Raw genomic sequence first — 18991 nt, 5'->3', positions numbered from 1 at the left:
CCATGCCTTCACCACGCGTTGTCATCATCGGCGCCGGCATCGTCGGGGCCAACCTCGCCGACGAGCTCACGTCCCGCGGCTGGACCGACATCACCGTCCTCGACAGGGGGCCGATCCCGCTGACCGGCGGCTCCACGTCCCACGCCCCAGGCCTCGTCTTCCAGACGAACTCCTCCAAGACCATGACCGAGATGGCCGCCTACACGGGGCAGAAGTTCGCCTCGCTCACGCGGCCCGGCTTCTCGGCGTTCAACGCCGTCGGCGGCCTCGAGATCGCCACGAGCGAGAGCCGGCTCGCCGAGCTCAAGCGCCGCCACGGCTGGGCCACCGCGTGGGGCGTCGAGGCGCGCCTCGTCGACGCCGCCGAGGCCAAGGCCCTCCACCCGCTCATCGACGAGAGCATCGTCCTGGGCGGCCTGCACCTCCCCGGCGACGGGCTCGCCTCCTCGCTGCTCGCCGTCGAGCTCCTCCGCGAGCGCTCCGAGGCGCGCGGGGCGAAGTTCGTGGGCAACGTGACCGTGACCGGCATCGAGCGCGGCGGCGGCCGGGTCACGGGCGTCCGGACGGGCGACGACGTCGTCCCCGCCGACATCGTGATCTCCGCGGCCGGCTTCTGGGGCCCCCAGCTCGGGGAGCTCGTCGGGATGCCCGTCCCGCTCGTCCCCATGGCCCACCAGTACGTCAAGACCACGGCCGTGCAGGAGCTCGCAGAGCAGGCCGACGGCGTCGCCCTCGGCGGCAGCCACATCCTCGGGACCGGCAACAGCGCCGCCCTGCCGATCCTGCGCCACCAGGACGAGGGCCTGTACTTCCGCCAGCACGGCGAGGCCCTCGGCATCGGCTCGTACGCCCACCGCCCGATCGCGGTCCGCTACGACGAGCTCCCCGCCGTCGACGGCAAGGACATGGCCGACCACGCGATGCCCTCGCGGCTCGAGTTCACGCCCGAGGACTTCGAGCAGGCCTTCAAGGCCTCCCGCCAGCTCCTCCCGGCCCTCGACCGGGCGGGCATCGCAGACGCGTTCAACGGGATCTTCTCCTTCACCCCGGACGGCGGATCGCTCGTCGGCGAGTCGCCCGAGGTGCGCGGCTTCTTCATCGCCGAGGCCGTGTGGGTCACGCACTCCGCGGGCGTCGCGAAGGCCGTCGCCGAGCTCCTCGTCCACGGCCAGTCCGAGACGGACCTGCACGAGCTCGACGTGGCCCGCTTCGAGGAGATCCAGCTCCAGGAGGACTACGTCCTCGAGACCTCGAAGCAGAGCTTCGTCGAGGTGTACGACATCAAGCACCCGCTCGAGCCGCGGAAATCGCCCCGCGGGCTGCGGGTCTCGCCCTTCAACGCGCGCCAGCGCGAGCTCGGCGGGGTCTTCCTCGAGGCCGCCGGCTGGGAGCGGCCGCAGTGGTACGAGGCCAACCGCGGCCTGCTCGACACGCTGCCCGCCGAGTGGCAGCCGCCGGCCCGCGACGACTGGGCGGCCGCCTACGACTCGCCGATCGCCGCCGCCGAGGCGCACGCGACGCGGACCAACGTGGCCATGTACGACATGACGGCGCTCAAGCGGCTCGAGGTCTCCGGCCCCGGGGCCCTCCGCCTCCTGCAGCGCCTCACGACCGGTCAGATCGACAAGAGCATCGGGTCCGTCACCTACACGCTCATGCTCACCGAGGCCGGCGGCATCAAGAGCGACCTGACCGTCGCCCGCATCGAGGAGGACCTCTTCCAGATCGGCGCCAACGGCGGCCTGGACCTCGACTACATCTCGCGCGAGGCGGCGGACCAGACGGCGGCCTCGCCGCAGGACTGGGTCCAGGTCCGCGACACCACCGGCGGCACGTGCTGCATCGGCGTCTGGGGTCCCAAGGCCCGCGACCTCGTCCAGCCGCTCACGCCGGCGGACCTGACGAACAACGGGCTCAAGTACTTCCGGTCGGTGTCCACCTCGATCGCGGGCATTCCCGTGCGGGTCATGCGGCTCTCCTACGTCGGCGAGCTCGGCTGGGAGATCTACACCTCGGCCGAGTACGGGCAGCGCCTGTGGGACGCCCTCTGGGGCGCCGGCCAGTCGTTCGGCGTCATCGCGGCCGGTCGCAGCGCCTTCAACAGCCTGCGCCTCGAGAAGGGCTACCGCTCGTGGGGCACGGACATGACCACTGAGCACGACGCCGTCCAGGCCGGCCTCGAGTTCGCGGTCCGCCCGGCGAAGGGCGACTTCGTGGGCAAGGCGGCCTTCGAGGCCGCCGTGGCCGCCGCCGCGGAGTCGGCGCCGGCGCAGCGCCTGCGCTGCCTGACGGTCGACGACGGCACGTCGGTCGTCCTGGGCAAGGAGCCGGTGTTCGTGGACGGCGCCGTCGCCGGCTACGTCACGAGCGCCGCGTTCGGGCACACCGTCCGCAAGCCCGTCGCGTACGCGTGGCTCCCGGGCGAGGTCGAGCTGGGCGCCTCGGTGGAGATCGAGTACTTCGGCCGGCGCATTGCCGCGACCGTGGTCGCCGAGCCGCTCGTCGACCCGGAGATGGCCAAGATCCGCGCCTGAGCCCGCCGGGGCCGCACCCCCGGGACGATGTCCCGGGGGTGCGGCCCCGCCGTCGTGCCCGGCCGCGGGCGAAGGCTCTGGAGAATCCCATGGTGTCCTTGCGATCCTTAGAGGAGTCAGGACAGGTTCCTCCAAGGAGCAGCCATGCCAGCGTCCTCAGCAAGGCCGGGCTTCAGCCGCCGCCTCCTCTGGGTGGCGGGCGCCGCCGCCGTCGTTCTCTCCGGCTGCGTCGGCCAGCCCTCCGCCACTCCGACCGCCACGACCCCGGGGAGCACGGTGAGCCCCACGGCGACCGCACCAGTGACGCCCACGGCGACCGCGTCGCCGACGGCCCCCACCCCTGGCCCCGACACGGACCAGACGGCCCCGCCGCAGAGTGGCGACCGGGTCATCTCCGCGGCCCTGCGGCACGACTGGGGCGTCCCCGCGACGGGTTCCCCGTGGAGCATCCCGCACCAGGTCCGGCCGCCCATCGCCCAGCCGCCCGAGCCCGGCCTGCCCTACCTGTACTCGATCGGGGTGGGCGCGCACCCCACCGGCGAGACGCGTCCCTACGACCAGATCAGCTTCCGCTTCAAGGGCGCCTTCCCGGGCTACGAGATCGAGTACGTGCCCGAGCTGACGCAGGACGGCAGCGGCGCGACGATCCCCATGCCGGGCACGGCCGCGGTGCTGCGGATCCGCTTCACCCCGGCCCAGGCCCACACCGAGGACGGGGCCTCGAGCGTCGTCTCGGCGCCGGACGGGGCGGTGGGCTACACGGCCATCACGAGCTATGCCGACGCGGGGGACTACGAGGGCTACGTCACCTACGGCGTGGGCATCGGGCGGGCGGGCAGCACTGCCCAGAGCCAGATCCGCGTGATCGAGGTGGAGAAGATCGAACAGGGCCAGCACCTGTTCGTCGTCGCGGTCCAAGTGGACCAGACGCCGTGGAGGGGCTAGAGGGCGCTGCGGACGAGGTCCTCGAAGTGCGTCACGTGCTCCTCGGCGAGCTGCGCGGCGCGGTCCGGGTCGGCGTCGAGGATCGCGTGCAGGAGGCCGGCGTGCTCGTGGACGTTGCCCGTGATCGGGGCCAGGCCGCTCAGGACGAAGTTCCACATGCGCTGAGACAGGCTGAAGTACTGGACGAGGGTGGCCTCGACGTAGGAGTTGCGCATGATCGCGTAGATCGTGCGGTGGATGCGCTCGTCGAGGGCCATCGAGGCCTCGTTCGAGCCGATCTCGGCGCGCGCCAGGTCCTCGAGGCACGCGCGCAGCGCCGCGCGGTCCTCGTCCGTGACGTGCTCCGCGGCCTTGCGCGCGGCGAAGGCCTCGAGCACGCGCCGCGCGTCCGAGATCGCGCGCAGGTCCCTGATGTTCACGTCGGAGACGATCGTGCCGCGCCGCGGGTAGACCGTCAGCATGCGGTCGGACTCGAGGCGCTTGACCGCCTCGCGCATGGGCGTGCGCCCGACCCCGAGCTCCCGCATGAGGGCGTCCTCGTCGAGGGCCGAGCCGGGCGGAAGGCGCATGTCGATGATGCGTTCGCGCAGTTCGAGGTACGCGTGTTCCGCCAAGGTGCGGCCCACGGTGCTGACAGTTCCCACAGCCAAGATATATCAGACGTATGGCGAGGCGGCCATGACGAACGTTATTGCCGCACCGCGGTGATGTCGAAGATGACCCGCCCGGCCTTGAGCGCCTTGTTCTCGAAGCTCGTCAGCACGCGCCCCTCGAAGCGCGGCGCCCAGCCGCCGATCTCGTCCTGCTCCCCGGTCGGCTCGCAGTCCACCCCAGAGGCCCACGCGGCGGTGAGCGGGCTCGCCGCCCCCGACCGCTCGCCGTCGTGCGCGTTGCGGAAGTCCGGGGAGGCGGCCACGACCTCGCGCATCTGCTGCGCGTAGCCGGACCAGTCCGTTGCGAGCCGCCAGGTCCCGCCCCGGGCCAGGACGCGCGCGGCGAGCTCGGCGAAGGTGTCCTTGACCATGCGGCGCTTGTGGTGCTTGGTCTTGTGCCAGGGATCCGGGAAGAACACCCAGAGCTCGTCGACCGAGCCGGCCGGGAGCATCGAGCCGAGCACCTCGGGCGCGTTCGCCTGGACCACGCGGACGTTCGTGAGGCCGCGCTGGCCGATGCGCAGGAGCGTGTTCGCGAGCCCGGGCCGGTAGACCTCGACCGCGAGGAAGTCCCGCTCGGGGTTCGCCTCAGCCGCCGCGACGATCGCCTCGCCCAGGCCCGAGCCGATCTCGACCGTCAGCGGGGCCGTCCGCCCGAACTCCTCGGCGGCGTCGAACACGAAGTCCGGGTGCACCGACGTGTCCGCGACGTGCCGGGGGACGTCGACGACGAACGCGTCCGCGTGCTCGTCCCACGCCTGCTGCCGGCGGCCCTGGAGGCGCGTGCCGCGGCGCACGAAGCTCACGGGCTGGCGCCGGTACGTGCCGAAGGAGGCCTGGGAGCCGGGGGTGACGGGGTTCGGGTGCTGCTCGCTCATCGCCTTTAAGGCTACGTGCCGCCGGGGCGTGCTGGGCACGCGCACGACGGCGCCCCGGCGGCTCTCGCCGTCGGGGCGCCGTCGGCGCAGAGCCGGGGAGCCGGCTCTGTCAGTGGCTGAGGTCCTTGGCCTTCGTCTCGGGGATGGTGAAGATCACGACCACGCTGACGAGCAGGAGCGCGACGGCGTAGACGTTGAACATGTTCGCCGCGCCGATGCCGGCGAGCCACTGCTGCAGGTAGGGGGCCGTGCCGCCGAACACTGCGACGCAGATCGAGTAGGGGACGCCGACGCCCACCGTGCGGATCGTGGCCGGGAACAGCTCGGCGTAGACCGCCGGGACCACCGAGGCCGAGCCGGCGATGAAGACGAGCATGACCGACATCGAGACGGCCAGCTGCCACGGCGAGTCCTTGAGCAGCCACGTCATGGGGAAGTGGAGCGCGGCGCTGCCGAGGGCGCTGGCCCACAGGACGGGTCTGCGGCCGAAGCGGTCTGAGACGATGCCCCACACGGGCAGGGCGGCGATGAACACGACGAGCGCGATGACGCTCGCCCAGAGCGCCTCGCCGCGGTCCATCCTGAGCGTGGTCGCGGCGTACGAGGGGGCGACGACGCCCCAGATGTAGTACACGACCGTCAGCCCGACCGTCAGGCCGACCACCTGGAGCGCCTGCCTGCGGTGCCGGACGATCTGGGGCCACAGGGGCTCCCGCTTCTCCGCGGCGGTCTCGTGCTCGAAGACGTCGGTCTCCTTGAGCTTGGCCCGCATGATGAGCGCGTAGAGGCCGAGCCCCGCGCCGAGCAGGAACGGGACGCGCCAGCCCCACGCGGCCATGTCCGCCTTGCCCAGGGCCGCCGAGAGGACGGCGCCGAGGAGCGTGCCCGCGAGGATCCCGACCGTGCCGGAGGTGTAGATGAGGGTCGCCCACAGGCCGCGCTTCTCGCGCGGGGCCATCTCGGAGAGGTAGGTCTGCGACGACGGCAGCTCCCCGCCGTGCGCGAGGCCCTGGATGAGCCGGGCCACGAGGAGAAGGAGCGATGCCCAGGCCCCGACGGCCTCGAACGTCGGGGCGACGCCGATCAGGAGGCTGCCGAGGGCCGCGAGCCCGACCGCGAGGGTCATAGAGGACTTGCGGCCGATCCGGTCGCCGACCCAGCCGAAGACGAACCCGCCGAAGGGCCGCGCGACGAAGCCGACGGCGAAGATCGCCAGCGTGCTCAGGATCGCCGAGGTCGGATCGGCGCTGTTGAACAGCTGCGACGCGAAGAAGGGCGCGAAGGTCGCGTAGATGGCCCAGTCGTACCATTCGACGGCGTTGCCGATGCCGGTGCCGATGAGGGTGCGGCGGGTCGAACGCACGGCCGGGGTCGTGACTGCTGTGGTCATGGGATCCTCTGAGGTGGGAGCGGCGGAGCCGAGGGCGGGGGGCTTCGTGTGGGGTCAGGGACGGGCCGGATCAGGCGCCGGCGAGTTCGGCAGTGCGGGCCAGTGCGAGGCGCGCGTAGAGCGCCGCGCCGTCGGCGAGCACGCCGTCGTCGAACGCCGCATAGGGGGAGTGGTTGAACGGCGCGTCCCGGTAGCCGCCGCCGGGAGCGGCCGCGCTGAGGCCGATGAAGCTCCCGGGGACGTGGGCGAGCACGCGGGAGAAGTCCTCGGACCCGCTCAGCGGCTGGGCGAGCCGGCTGCTCCGGCCCTCGAAGAGCTCGGCGAGCTGGCGCTCGGCGAAGTCGGTCTCGGCGTGGTCCGTGACAGTGAGGGGGTACTCGGGCTCGTACCGGACGTCCACCTCGAGCCCGTGGGCCGCGGCGATCCCGCCGAGCAGGCGGGGGATCGCCTCCTGCATGCGCTCGCGGGACGCGTCCGAGAAGGTGCGGACCGTCGCGTCGAACTCCGCGGTGTCCGGGATGACGTTGCGGCGCGTGCCGGCGGCGAGCCGGCCCACCGTGACGACGACCGGGTCGAACATGTCGAACTGGCGCGTGACCATGGTCTGGAGCGCGAGCACCATCTCGGCGGCGACCGTGACCGGGTCCTTGGCGCTGTGCGGGGCCGAGCCGTGGCCGCCGGCCCCGCGGACGGTGACGAACACGCCGTCGGACGCGCTGAGCATGACCCCGGGCTTGGTGAGGAAGCGGCCGTGCGGCTCGAGGGCGGAGAAGACGTGCAGCGCGTAGGCGGCGTCGGCGCGGCGGCCGGCGGCGTCGAGGACGCCCTCGCGCACCATGACGGACGCGCCGTCGAAGCCCTCCTCGCCGGGCTGGAACATGAAGACGACGTCGCCTTCGAGCTCGTGCCGGCGGTCGGCGAGCAGGGTCGCGGCGCCGAGCAGCATCGCCGTGTGCAGGTCGTGCCCGCACGCATGCATCGCGCCGTCGATCCGGGACGTGAAGTCGAGGCCCGTGCGCTCCTGCACGGGGAGGCCGTCCATGTCGGCGCGCAGCAGGACCACGGGCCGGGCGGACGACGCCGGCAGTGCGGTACCGCGCAGGACCGCGGTCACCGACGTCGTGTCGGTGCCCGTGGAGACCTCGAGGCCGAGTCCGTCGAGGGCGGCCAGGACCTTCTCCTGGGTGCGGGGCAGGTGCAGCCCGATCTCCGGCTCGCGGTGCAGGCTGTGCCTCAGCCGCGCGATCTCGCCGTGCATCGACTGGGCGTCACTCAGGAGCGTCATGGGTCCCTTCCTGTCGTTGGTGCAGTGTGGCGTCAGCCACACTCCCTCGTGGCGTCCAGTGTCGAGGGGTTCCCCTCTCCCGTCGCAGGATTGCCGGATATCATGCATCGCATGGCGGATTCCGAGCAGAATCGTGCGTCACGAGAGGAGGTCCCGCGCCTTTCGGAGCAGGACCTCGAGCTCATCAGCGCCCTGCAGATCGCGCCCCGCGTGAGCTGGCAGGACGCCGGGGCGATCCTCGGCGCGCACCCCGCGACCCTCGCGGCCCGGTGGGAGCGCATCCGCGCCGCGGGCCTCGCCTGGATCACGGCGTACAGCGTGGGCGACCCCGCGGCCATGAACCTCGCGTTCGTCAACGTGGACTGCGCCCCCGGCCGGACCGACGAGGTCTCCGAGGCGCTCTGCGGCATGCCCGAGGTCCAGTCCGTCGAGCTCCCGGCCGGCCACCACGACCTGCTGCTGACCGTCTTCACGGAGACGCTGCCGGAGTACGCCCTCCGGGTGGGCCCCGCGATCCGGGCTGTGCCCGGCGTCGAGCGCGTCCACTCGAGCCTCGGCAGCAGGCTCCATCAGGCCGGCCACGCGTGGCGCCTCGCCGCCCTCGAGGCCAAGAAGGCCGCCGCCTTCGCCGAGCTCGCCGAGGCCCGGCCTGCCGCGGGGACCCTGCCGCCTGCATGCCGGGATCTGCTGCCGCTGCTCGCGCGGGACGGCCGCGCCTCGGCCGCGGAGATGGCCCGCGCGCTAGGGCGCAATCCCTCGACCGTGCAGCGTCAGCTCACGCGGATCCTCGGCTCGGGCCTCGTGTCCTTCCGCTGCGACGTCGCGCAGCTCGCGGTCGGCTTCCCCGTCAACTGCACGTGGTACGCGCGGGTCCCCGCGGGCCAGCATGCGGCGGCCGCCGCGGCCCTGCGGTCGCTGCGCTCCGTGCGCCTCGCGGCGTCCGTGACGGGCCCGGCGAACTTCATCGTGACGATGTGGCTGCACTCCGTCGCAGAGGTCATGAGCGCCGAGCTCGCCCTCCAGGAGCGCGTGCCGGGGATCGAGCTCACGGAGAGCCTCGTCATGCTGCGGATGGCCAAGCGCATGGGCGTCTTGCTGGGTCCTGACGGGCGCTCCCTGGGCACCCCGGCGGCCGGCCGCACCCCGGCGACCCACGACGCCGTCGCCCCCCTCCCGCTCGACGCCCCCTGAGGGCGAGGGGCCCACGGTGCAGGGCAGGGCGGCGCCGACCGGCACCGTTGAGTGGCCATATCCGCATCGCTGACTGGCCGTATCTCCTCGGTTGAATGGCCGGTGCGGGGCCGCTGCTAGACTTGATCGAGTGGGCGCTCAGGCGCCCCGCGTCGATGAACGCGTTGACAGGCCCCCATCCCCCCGTTTTCACGGTGCCCCGGGATGCCGCGCGGCCAGGCTCCCTTTCCTCGGCGATCCCCGCGTGCCGCTTTGGCCCGCGGGGCCGTTCCGAACCTGGAGTTGCCGACAGCCATGGCTGAACCGACTTTCCTCTCCCTCGGCGTGCCCGCCGTCCTCGCCTCCGCCCTCGCGGAGAAGGGCATCGAGGCGCCGTTCCCCATCCAGACCAAGACCCTGCCCGACACCCTCGCGGGCCGCGACGTCCTCGGCCGCGGCCGCACGGGCTCCGGCAAGACCATCGCGTTCGCGCTGCCCCTCGTCTCGCGCCTCGCGGCCTCGGGCGCCAAGGCGTCCGGCCGCCGTGCCGGTGCCCCCTCGGGGCTTGTCCTCGCCCCCACCCGCGAGCTCGCGACCCAGATCAATGCGACGGTCGAGCCGCTCGCCGCGGCCCTCGGCCTGACGACGACCGTCATCTACGGCGGCGTCTCCCAGGCGCGCCAAGAGCGTGCGCTCGCGGCCGGCGTCGACATCGTCATCGCGTGCCCCGGCCGCCTCGAGGACCTCGGGCGCCAGCGCATCGTCTCGCTCGCGGACGTGGCCGTGACCGTCCTCGACGAGGCGGACCACATGGCCGACCTGGGCTTCCTCCCGGTGGTCAAGCGGATCCTCGACCAGACCCCGAAGGGCGGCCAGCGGCTCCTCTTCTCCGCGACGCTCGACAACGGCGTGGACAAGCTCGTGACCCGGTACCTGAGCAATCCGCTCACGCACTCGGTCGACGCCCCGCAGGCGGCCGTGAGCACCATGGAGCACCACGTGCTCCTCACGGCGGACGCGACGAGCAAGAAGCACCTTGTGGAGGCGCTCGCCTCGGGCCAGGGCCGCCGCGTCCTCTTCATGCGCACCAAGCACCATGCCAAGCGGCTCGCGAAGCAGCTCACGCAGGCGGGCATCCCCGCCGTCGACCTCCACGGCAACCTGTCCCAGAACGCCCGCGACCGCAACCTCGCCGACTTCTCCTCGGGCGAGGTGCGCGTGCTCGTCGCGACCGACGTGGCCGCGCGCGGCGTGCACGTGGACGAGGTCGAGCTCGTGGTCCACGTCGATCCGCCCGCCGAGCACAAGGCCTACCTGCACCGCTCGGGCCGCACCGCGCGCGCCGGCTCGGAGGGCACGGTCGTCACGATCGCGCTCCCCGAGCAGAAGCAGGACGTGCGCAAGCTCATGAAGGACGCCGGCGTGAGCGTCGAGTTCACCCCGGTCACCACCGACTCCCCGCAGGTCGAGGCCCTCGTCGGCGAGCGCGCCGAGTATGTGGACCCCGAGGCCCGCGCCGCTTCCGTCGCCGCCCGCCAGCCGCAGCAGGGCGGCGGCTCGTCCACGGGCGCCAACGCGCAGCGCAAGCGCGCCCGCCGCGGCCGGGGCGGCTCGGCCGGCGCGACGAGCTCGGGACACCGCAACGACGTGCCCGGGGCCCAGGGCCAGGACGGCCGCGCCCAGCGGGGCCAGGCGCAGCGCGGGCAGCAGCAGTCCCAGAGCGGCCGGAGCCAGGGCGGCGGCCAGCGCGGGCAGTCGCCCGCCGGCCGGAGCCAGGGTGCATGGGACGCCCAGCCGCAGGGCGGCCAGGGCCGCGGCGGCTCGGGCCGGGGCGCCGAGGCCGGCCGGCAGCAGGGCCGCGACCAGCAGCAGGCGGGGCGGGCGCAGCAGCCGCGCTCCGGCCAGGGCGGGCAGGGCGGTGCGGGCGGCGGACGTCGCGGCCCGCGCCGGGCGAGCGCCCCGGCGTCGAACGCCCGCTGACGCCCCGAGGTGAGGCACGATCGGGCCCCGGGGCCTGCGGAATCCGCAGGCCCGGGGCCCTTCGTCGCGCGGGCCCTTCATCCCGCGGGCCCTTCGCGCGGGGCCCGGTCCTAGACTGGCTCCATGGGCATCCATGAAGGCCACGCCGGTGCCGAGGGCGTGCGGCAGCTCTCCCACGAGGACGCTTGGGCGCGCCTGCGCAGCATGGTCGTCGGCCGCCTCGCGTTCTCCCTCGACGGCCGGCTCGAGATCATCCCCCTGAACTATCTCGTGGACCGGGGGACGCTCCTGTTCCGGACGGCCCCGGGCACCAAGTTCGCGGCCTCCATCGAGCGGCTCCCGGCCGTGTTCGAGGTGGACGGCTACGAGCAGGAGCAGCGCGAGGCGTGGTCCGTCGTCGCGCGCGGCCACCTCGAGCCGGTGCTCGAGACGGCCGAGGTGATCGACGCCGTCGCCCTCCCGCTGTTCCCGTGGCAGGGCGGCGAGAAGGGGTTCTTCGTCCGTGTGGTGCCTGAGGAAGTCACGGGCCGCCAGTTCCCCATGGCCGATCCGGCCCATTGGGTCTCGCCGCTCACCGGCATCCGGCGCGCCCCTACCGAGTAGCGCTGGCCCGGGCGCGCATCGGCCACGAGCACTTCGGCCAGGAGCGCGCGACGGCGGGTGGCCCGCACGGCCGCTCGGCGGCAGACTGGGGGCATGAAGACCCTCCTGAATCTCATCTGGTTCATCTTCGGCGGCTTCGTCCTCGCCCTCGGGTACTTCCTCGCCGGCGTCGTGTGCTGCCTGCTGGTGGTCACGATCCCGTGGGGCATCGCCTCTTTCCGGATCGCCTCCTATGCGCTCTGGCCCTTCGGCCGCACGATCGTGGACCGCGGCGGCCGCGTCGGCATCCCGTCGACGATCGGCAACGTGATCTGGATCCTCGTGGCCGGCCTCTGGATCGCGATCGGCCACGTGGCCACCGCCATCGCGATGGCGGTGACGATCATCGGCATCCCGCTCGCGATCGCGAACCTCAAGATGATCCCGGTCTCGCTCATGCCGCTTGGCAAGGAGATCGTCCCGACGGATCGGCTCCTCGCCGGCTTCGGCCGCTGACCGGGGCCATCCGCGTCTTGGTGCTCGGCGCAGCGTGCGGATAACGTGTGCTCGGAAAACAAGGAGGCACCATGCCCGAACTCGACAGCTCCCTGGCCGGCGAATGGCGGTTCGACCCGGCGCACACGCGCCTGGGCTTCTCCACCCGCCACGCCATGGTCACCAAGGTCCGCGGCGCGTTCAACGACGTCGAGGGCGTCATCAACGTCGACGCCGAGGAGCCCACGAACTCGACCGTTCGCGTCACCATCAAGGTGGCGAGCATCGACACCCGCAACGAGCAGCGCGACCAGCACCTGCGCACGAACGACTTCTTCGACGCGCCGCACTACCCGGAGATCACGTTCGTCTCCAAGCGGATCGACCAGATCGAGGAGAACAGCTTCATCGTCAACGGGGACCTCACGATCCGCGGCGTGACGAGGGAGATCGCCATCCCGATCGAGTTCATCGGCGTCGAGCGGGATCCCTTCGGGAACCTGCGGGCGGGCTTCGAGGGCTCCCGGCGGATCGACCGCAAGGACTTCGGCGTCAACTGGAACGCGGCCCTCGACTCGGGCGGCGTGCTCGTCTCCGACCGCATCCTGCTCGAGTTCGAGGTCTCGGCCGTGAAGGCCAACGGAGCCAGTGCCGAGCAGAACGCCGCCGAGGAGACCGCGGCCCAGGAGGCGGAGGGGCAGGTCTAGTCCCATGGACCCCGCGGGGCATCTGCACCCCTTCGTCGTCGTCGCGTTCATCGAGCCCGCGCCCGTGGGCGAGCGGTTCAGCAAGCGGCACTGGCCCTTGCACGTGACGCTCCTGCGCTTCGACATGGCCCCCGAGGCCGCCCATGCGGCGGCAGCGGGGGCCTTCGCGTCCTTCCGCCCCGTCACCGTGCAGGTGGGGCGCGACGCCGACTTCGGCTACCGCGGGCGGGTGCGCGTGAGCCTCGTGGACCTGCATCCGGCGCTGGCCGACCTGCATGAGCGGATCCGCCGCGCGGTGGCCGAGGCCGACGGCAACATCCACAGCCCGCAGCACACGGGCCGCGGTTTCCGGCCGCACATCACGGTCCAGAACGGGCGCCGCGCCGCCCAGGGGGACAGCATCGTCCTCGACTCCCTCGCGCTTGTCGACATGGCGCCGGACGGGAACACCGAGTGGCGCCTGCCCGTCGCCGAGTACCCTGCCGAGCGTGGTCGCCGGGCCGAGGGCGGGACGGACGACGGCGGGTAGCTCCGTCGGCGGGCCGGCCCGCCCGGGCGTCACCCGCCCTTGCGTCACCCGCCGAGCATCACCCGCCCGCGCGGCTCCGCCGCGGCACGGGGTGGTCGAGCGGCTCGCCGCCCCGCAGTCGCGACAGCTCGCTGCTGAGGTTCTCCCGGGCGGGCGCGAGCCACAGCTCGCGGGCCCGCTCCGTGTGGAAGAGCGGGTCGAGGCCGAGGAGGTGCCCGACGACGGCGGCCCTGCCCTGGCGGAACTGCTCGTCCGCCACATGCGCGAACTCCTCCCGGACCTGGACCGTGTAGCGGCGGTACCCGCCCGGGTCCCGGCCCAGCACGGAGAGGTCGGCGTCGCACAGGAGCCGCCCGCCGCCGTCGTCCGCCTCGGGGGAGTGCCCCGCGGTGAGCCGGACGAGCCGCGCGACCTCGGCGACCTCCGCGTCCGGCAGCCCTGCGTCCGCGAGCCGGTCCTCGGCGAGCCGCGCCGAGTCCTCCTCGTCCTGGCCCGGCCGCCCCGGCGCGGCGGTGTAGACGGCGTCGTGGAACCAGGCGGCGAGGACGACGGCGCGGCGCGCCTCCGCGGGCAGGCCGCCGATCCGCTCGAGGGCCTCGAGGACGGCGAGCAGGTGCGCCCGCGTGTGGTACCGCCGGTGCGGCTCGGCCCAGCGCTCGAGCAGCTCGACGCCGAGCGGGGCGTGCCCCGGCAGGAGCGTGCTCCAGCGGTGCAGGAGCGGCGTGAAGAGGGCCTTGCTGCGCTCGCGGGCGGGGACGCGCAGGCCGCTGCGGATGAGCGCGCGCACGAGCGCCCCGCCGTCGACCGGCCGGGCGCCGAGGGCCACCATCTCGGCGTAGCGCCGCTCGGGAACGTCGTAGTGGTCCTCGTCGAACGCCCCGGCCGGAAGCCCCGCGGCATCGGCGAAGTCCCGCAGCTCCGCGAGCGAGGAGTCGCTCACGAGGTGCGAGAACACGGTGCCGTGGGCCGGCCACACGGGCGGGTCGATGAGGATCGCCATGGAAGCGAGTGTGCCACGCGAGTCGCTTACTCGGCGGGGCGGATGTTCTGGTTCCCGCGGAAGACGTTCTCGGGATCGAACTCCTTCTTCACCCGTGCGAGGCGGGCATAGTTCTCGTCTCCGAAGGCGGCGCGGACGCGGCCCTGCCCCTCGTCGCCGATGAAGTTCAGGTACACGCCGCCGTTCGTGTACGGGGCGATGTCCGAGCGGAAGCGCCGCGTCCAGTCCCGCGCGCGCTCTCCGCCGGCGAGGTCGGCGGCGATGCCGAAGGGGTGCGAGACCCACGCCGACTTCCTGTGGGCGAGCGGCGAGCCGCCGGCCGGCCCCTCGGCGACCGCGCCGTCCCACGGGACGATGAGCTGCTGGGACTCGGGGCTCGGCAGTTCCTGGGATGAGGCCGCGAAGATGTCCAGGGCGGCGTCGCTGAGCTCGTCGTGGTAGTCCGCTGACCAGTAGTTGAAGTGGTCCGCCGGGTCGTCGATGCTGCACTGGAAGTCGGCGTAGGGCGTGATCCCGGCGAAGTCCGCCGCCGGGTCGAGGTCCCGGAAGGGCTGGATCGCCTCGAGTCCCTCCTCGCCGGGGCCGTTGTACACGAAGCCGATGAGGACTGCGGGCCTGCCCCACAGATCCTCGGGGACCGAGTCGTCACCGGTCGGCGCGGTGAACAGGACGAGGGCGGTGCCGAGCCGCTGGTCGGCCGTGTGGGCCAGATCGCGGTACGCGCCGAGGATCTCGCGGGTCCGGTCCCCAGGCCAGACGAGGAGGCCAGCCGCAACCTCGGGGCCCAGGGGCTGCAGCCGGTAGGTCAGCGACGTGACGACGCCGAAGTTCCCGCCCCCGCCGTGCAGCGCCCAGAACAGCTCGGGGTTCTCGTCCGCGCTCGCTGTGACGAACTCGCCGTCGGCCGTCACGAGGTCCACCGAGACGAGGCTGTCGCACGCGAGGCCGCACGTGCGCTCGAGCCAGCCCGAGCCCCCGCCGAGGGTGAAGCCGGCGATACCTGTCGTGGACGCGCGCCCGCCCGTCGAGGCGAGGCCGTGGGCCTGCGTCGCGGTGTCGTACTCGTGCCACGTGAGGCCGGCGCCCGCCCGGATGGTGCGGGCCTCTGGGTCCACCTCGGCGGCTTTCATGGGCCGGACGTCGATGACGAGACCGGCGTCGTTCGTGCTGTAGCCGGCCACCGAATGCCCGCCCGCGCGGACGGCGATCGGCAGGCCCTCCCGGCGCCCGTAGGCCAGCGCCTCCGCCACCTCGGCGGGCGTCGCGCACTGGGCGATGACGGCGGGCCGCTTGTCGATCCAGGCGTTGAACAGCCTCCGTGCCTCGTCGTACCCGCTGTCCTCGGGGCGGATCCAGGCCATGGCGGACTCCTTCGGTGCACGGTCCCTCCGCCCGAGGGCATGCTACGCCCCGCGCCGCCGGCCCGGAATGGCCCGGACGCCGCTCAAGCCGTATCGGCTTTCAGCTGAACCGGGCGAATGGCGCGGCGTAGCGGAAGGTGCCCCGCGCGCCGTCGTGCGCGGCGAGGAGGCGGACCTGGAAGTAGTCGCCCCACGCGGGCTCGGGCGAGGCGATCCCGTGCCGGGACGCCGGCTCCCAGCCGTGCCGGCCGTAGTAGGCGGGGTCGCCGAGCAGGGCGATGAACCGCTCGCCCCGCGCCTCGGCCGCGGCGGCCGTCGCCTCGAGCAGGGCCGCGCCGATGCCCCGCCGCTGCCGGTCGGGGCGGACGGAGATCGGGCCCAGGCCGAGCGCCGGGACCGCCGGTCCGCCGTCGTCCGGATCGAGCCAGCCGCGCGTCGTGATCGAGTGGCCCACGACGGCGCCGTCCTCCTCCGCGACGAGCGCGAGCTCCGGGAGGTACCCGGCGTCCTCGCGGAGCCAGCCGACAAGGGCGGCCTCGCCCGGGTCCTGGGTACCGTCCGCGGGTGGCGCCGCGTAGGGGGCGGCGGCGAAGGCGGCGGCCGTGACGGCCCGCACGGCCGCGGCCTCTCCCGGCGCGTCGGGGCGTTCGGGGCGCACAATGAGGCTCATGCGGCCAGTCTGCCACGTGCCGTCGGGCCGCTCCCGGCCGCTTGGACTTCGAAGTTGAGCGGAGTACACTCAAGTTAAGTGCGCTGACCCTCATCAGATCAGTCTCGGGGGCGGCGCAGCAGTTGGTTGCGACAGGCGGAAGGAGCACTGTGGACGTCAAATTCACCACCAAGAGCCAGGAGGCCCTGTCGGCGGCCGCCATGAACGCGAACACCGCCGGCAACCCCCAGGTCGAGCCGCCGCACCTGCTCAAGGCGCTCATGGACCAGCGCGAGGGCGTCGCCGTCGCGCTCCTGCGCGCCACGGGCGCGGACCCGGACGCCGTGAGCGTTGCCGCGAGCACGGCCATCAAGGCGCTGCCCTCGAGCTCCGGCTCGACCGTCGCGCAGGCCCAGCTGGGCCGGCAGGCGCTCCAGGCGATCCAGGCCGCCCAGCAGCAGGCCGAGCAGATGGGGGACAGCTTCGTCTCGACCGAGCACCTCCTCATCGGTCTCGCGGCCGACGGCGGCGGGGCCGGCAAGGCGCTGCGCGACGCCGGCGCCTCGCGCGAGGCCCTCGTTGCGGCGCTCCCGGGCGTGCGCGGAGACCGCAAGGTCGATTCGCCCGACCCGGAGAACACGTTCCAGGCGCTCGAGAAGTACGGCACCGACCTCACCGCAATCGCCCGCTCCGGCAAGCTCGACCCCGTGATCGGCCGCGACTCCGAGATCCGCCGCGTGGTCCAGGTCCTCTCCCGGCGCACCAAGAACAACCCCGTGCTCATCGGCGAGCCCGGCGTCGGCAAGACCGCCGTCGTCGAGGGCCTCGCCCAGCGCATCGTCGCGGGCGACGTCCCGGAGAGCCTGCGCGGGAAGAGGCTCGTGAGCCTCGACCTCGGCTCGATGGTCGCCGGGGCCAAGTACCGCGGTGAGTTCGAGGAGAGGCTCAAGGCCGTGCTCGAGGAGATCAAGGCTTCCGAGGGGCAGATCGTCACGTTCATCGACGAGCTCCACACCGTGGTCGGCGCGGGCGCCACCGGGGACTCCTCGATGGACGCCGGCAACATGCTCAAGCCCATGCTCGCCCGCGGCGAGCTGCGGCTCATCGGCGCGACGACGCTCGACGAGTACCGCGAGAACATCGAGAAGGACGCCGCCCTCGAGCGCCGCTTCCAGCAGGTGTACGTGGGCGAGCCGAGCGTGGACGACACGATCACGATCCTGCGCGGGCTCAAGGAGCGCTACGAGGCGCACCACAAGGTCTCGATCGCGGACTCGGCCCTCGTGGCCGCCGCGACCCTGTCCAACCGCTACATCAGCGGCCGGCAGCTGCCGGACAAGGCCATCGACCTCGTGGACGAGGCCGCGTCCCGGCTGCGCATGGAGATCGACTCGGCGCCCGAGGAGATCGACAAGCTCCGCCGCGCCGTCGACCGCCTCACGATGGAGGAGCTGGCCCTCGAGGGCGAGACCGACCCCGCCTCGGTCGAGCGGCTCGCGGCGCTGCGCGCGGACATGGCCGACAAGAAGGAGCAGCTCGCCGCGCTCAACGCGCGCTGGGAGGCCGAGAAGGCCGGCCTCAACCGGGTCGGCGACCTCAAGGCCCGGCTCGACGAGCTGCGCTCCCAGGCCGACAAGGCCCAGCGTGAGGGCGACCTCGCCGAGGCCTCGCGGATCCTGTACGGGGAGATTCCGACCCTCGAGCGCGAACTCGCCGCCGCGGACGCCGTTGCCTCGGGCGCCGGGCAGGAGGGCGCGGGCCGGCAGACCATGGTCGCGGAGGAGGTCACCGCGGACGACATCGCCGAGGTCATCTCGGCGTGGACCGGCATCCCGGCCGGCCGCATGCTCCAGGGCGAGAGCCAGAAGCTCCTGCACATGGAGGAGGAGCTCGGGAAGCGGCTCATCGGCCAGACCAAGGCCGTGGCCGCCGTCTCGGACGCCGTCCGCCGGGCGCGGGCGGGGATCAGCGACCCCAACCGGCCCACGGGCTCGTTCCTCTTCCTCGGCCCGACCGGCGTCGGCAAGACCGAGCTCGCCAAGGCGCTCGCGGACTTCCTGTTCGACGACGAGCGCGCCATGGTGCGCATCGACATGAGCGAGTACTCCGAGAAGCATTCGGTCGCGCGCCTCGTCGGGGCGCCTCCAGGGTACGTCGGGTACGAGGAGGGCGGCCAGCTCACGGAGGCCGTGCGGCGCCGGCCGTACTCGGTGATCCTGCTCGACGAGGTCGAGAAGGCGCACCCCGAGGTCTTCGACATCCTCCTGCAGGTGCTCGACGACGGCCGCCTCACCGACGGCCAGGGGCGCACCGTGGACTTCCGCAATGTGATCCTCGTGCTGACCTCGAACATGGGCAGCCAGTTCCTCGTGGACCCGGAGCTGAGCCCGCAGGCGAAGCGGGACGCCGTCATGGGCGTGGTCAATGCCTCGTTCAAGCCCGAGTTCCTCAACCGGCTCGACGAGGTCATCATGTTCGACGCCCTCACCGTGGACGAGCTCTCCCGGATCGTCGAGCTGCAGGTCGCAGCGCTTCAGTCGCGCCTGCACGAGCGCCGGCTCGAGCTCGAGGTCACCGACGGCGCCCGCGCGTGGCTCGCGATGTCCGGCTACGACCCCGCGTACGGCGCGCGGCCCCTGCGCCGCCTCGTCCAGCGCGAGATCGGGGACCGGCTCGCGAGGGAGCTGCTCGCGGGGGAGATCTCCGACGGCGACACGGTCCTCGTGGACGTCGCGGACGTGACCGTGGACCTCAAGGACCTCACCGGGGCCACGAGCGGCCTGAGCGTGGTGCGCAAGCGCCCGGCGACCCAGGAGGCCGCGGCCGAGTAGTG

The 18991-nt window shown here is 73.0% G+C and carries 16 protein-coding genes; 9 read left to right on the top strand and 7 right to left on the bottom strand.

What is annotated here, in order from left to right; genetic code table 11:
- Positions 1-2 precede the first annotated feature (2 nt).
- Together ACUYMY_RS15295 and ACUYMY_RS15290 are read left to right on the top strand one after the other, a co-directional pair.
- Entirely contained in the window at positions 3-2534 is a 2532-nt protein-coding gene (locus tag ACUYMY_RS15295; protein ID WP_481704381.1) for a GcvT family protein, read from the top strand.
- A gap of 144 nt (positions 2535-2678) precedes the next feature.
- The gene (locus tag ACUYMY_RS15290) at positions 2679-3479 is read left to right on the top strand and encodes an AMIN-like domain-containing (lipo)protein (protein WP_481704380.1); all 801 of its coding nucleotides are present in this window, start codon (positions 2679-2681) and stop codon (positions 3477-3479) included.
- Here the strand turns inward: ACUYMY_RS15290 and ACUYMY_RS15285 are convergent.
- The 4 genes from ACUYMY_RS15285 to ACUYMY_RS15270 form a co-directional block, all read right to left on the bottom strand.
- Positions 3476-4123 carry a GntR family transcriptional regulator gene (locus ACUYMY_RS15285; protein WP_481704379.1) on the bottom strand — a complete coding sequence of 216 codons (648 nt, stop codon included), beginning with the start codon at positions 4121-4123 and terminating at the stop codon, positions 3476-3478. The genes ACUYMY_RS15290 and ACUYMY_RS15285 overlap by 4 nt on opposite strands.
- A gap of 44 nt (positions 4124-4167) precedes the next feature.
- Positions 4168-5010, bottom strand: coding sequence for a tRNA (guanosine(46)-N7)-methyltransferase TrmB (gene trmB, locus ACUYMY_RS15280; RefSeq protein WP_481704378.1), 843 nt, complete (start codon positions 5008-5010; stop codon positions 4168-4170).
- Positions 5011-5119: 109 nt separating this feature from the next.
- Entirely contained in the window at positions 5120-6400 is a 1281-nt protein-coding gene (locus ACUYMY_RS15275; protein ID WP_481704377.1) for an MFS transporter, read from the bottom strand.
- 70 nt (positions 6401-6470) lie between these two features.
- Positions 6471-7685, bottom strand: a complete 1215-nt coding sequence (locus ACUYMY_RS15270) for a M20 metallopeptidase family protein (RefSeq protein WP_481704376.1) — start codon at positions 7683-7685, stop codon at positions 6471-6473.
- Between the two features lie 111 nt (positions 7686-7796).
- Here ACUYMY_RS15270 and ACUYMY_RS15265 point away from each other — a divergent pair, with 111 nt between their 5' ends.
- The 6 genes from ACUYMY_RS15265 to ACUYMY_RS15240 all read left to right on the top strand — a co-directional run bounded on the left by ACUYMY_RS15265 (position 7797) and on the right by ACUYMY_RS15240 (position 13148).
- Positions 7797-8876 (top strand): Lrp/AsnC family transcriptional regulator, encoded by a 1080-nt coding sequence (locus ACUYMY_RS15265; RefSeq protein WP_481704375.1) that lies wholly within the window; start codon positions 7797-7799, stop codon positions 8874-8876.
- 294 nt (positions 8877-9170) lie between these two features.
- Positions 9171-10835, top strand: a complete 1665-nt coding sequence (locus ACUYMY_RS15260) for a DEAD/DEAH box helicase (RefSeq protein WP_481704374.1) — start codon at positions 9171-9173, stop codon at positions 10833-10835.
- A 123-nt stretch (positions 10836-10958) separates the two neighbouring features.
- Positions 10959-11438: a pyridoxamine 5'-phosphate oxidase family protein gene (locus ACUYMY_RS15255; protein ID WP_481704373.1), complete on the top strand. Its 480-nt coding sequence runs from the start codon at positions 10959-10961 to the stop codon at positions 11436-11438.
- A gap of 93 nt (positions 11439-11531) precedes the next feature.
- The gene (locus tag ACUYMY_RS15250; protein WP_481704372.1) at positions 11532-11933 is read left to right on the top strand and encodes a YccF domain-containing protein; all 402 of its coding nucleotides are present in this window, start codon (positions 11532-11534) and stop codon (positions 11931-11933) included.
- A 71-nt stretch (positions 11934-12004) separates the two neighbouring features.
- Positions 12005-12619: a YceI family protein gene (locus ACUYMY_RS15245; RefSeq protein ID WP_481704371.1), complete on the top strand. Its 615-nt coding sequence runs from the start codon at positions 12005-12007 to the stop codon at positions 12617-12619.
- A gap of 4 nt (positions 12620-12623) precedes the next feature.
- Complete coding sequence (locus ACUYMY_RS15240) at positions 12624-13148, top strand: 2'-5' RNA ligase family protein (protein WP_481704370.1); 525 nt, start codon at positions 12624-12626, stop codon at positions 13146-13148.
- Positions 13149-13206: 58 nt separating this feature from the next.
- Here ACUYMY_RS15240 and ACUYMY_RS15235 read toward each other — a convergent pair whose 3' ends face one another.
- From ACUYMY_RS15235 to ACUYMY_RS15225, 3 genes are all read right to left on the bottom strand, one after another.
- Complete coding sequence (locus tag ACUYMY_RS15235) at positions 13207-14148, bottom strand: DUF4031 domain-containing protein (protein ID WP_481704369.1); 942 nt, start codon at positions 14146-14148, stop codon at positions 13207-13209.
- Between the two features lie 26 nt (positions 14149-14174).
- Complete coding sequence (locus ACUYMY_RS15230) at positions 14175-15509, bottom strand: FAD-binding oxidoreductase (protein WP_481704368.1); 1335 nt, start codon at positions 15507-15509, stop codon at positions 14175-14177.
- Positions 15510-15609: 100 nt separating this feature from the next.
- Positions 15610-16179, bottom strand: coding sequence for a GNAT family N-acetyltransferase (locus tag ACUYMY_RS15225; protein WP_481704367.1), 570 nt, complete (start codon positions 16177-16179; stop codon positions 15610-15612).
- Between the two features lie 149 nt (positions 16180-16328).
- Between ACUYMY_RS15225 and clpB the strand changes: the two genes are divergently transcribed.
- On the top strand, positions 16329-18989 hold the full coding sequence (gene clpB, locus ACUYMY_RS15220; RefSeq protein ID WP_481704366.1) for an ATP-dependent chaperone ClpB: 2661 nt from the start codon (positions 16329-16331) through the stop codon (positions 18987-18989).
- The last annotated feature ends 2 nt before the right edge of the window (positions 18990-18991 follow it).

Source organism: Sinomonas sp. T428B, from assembly GCF_056780155.1.
This window is presented reverse-complemented; position numbering and strand designations above follow the sequence as displayed.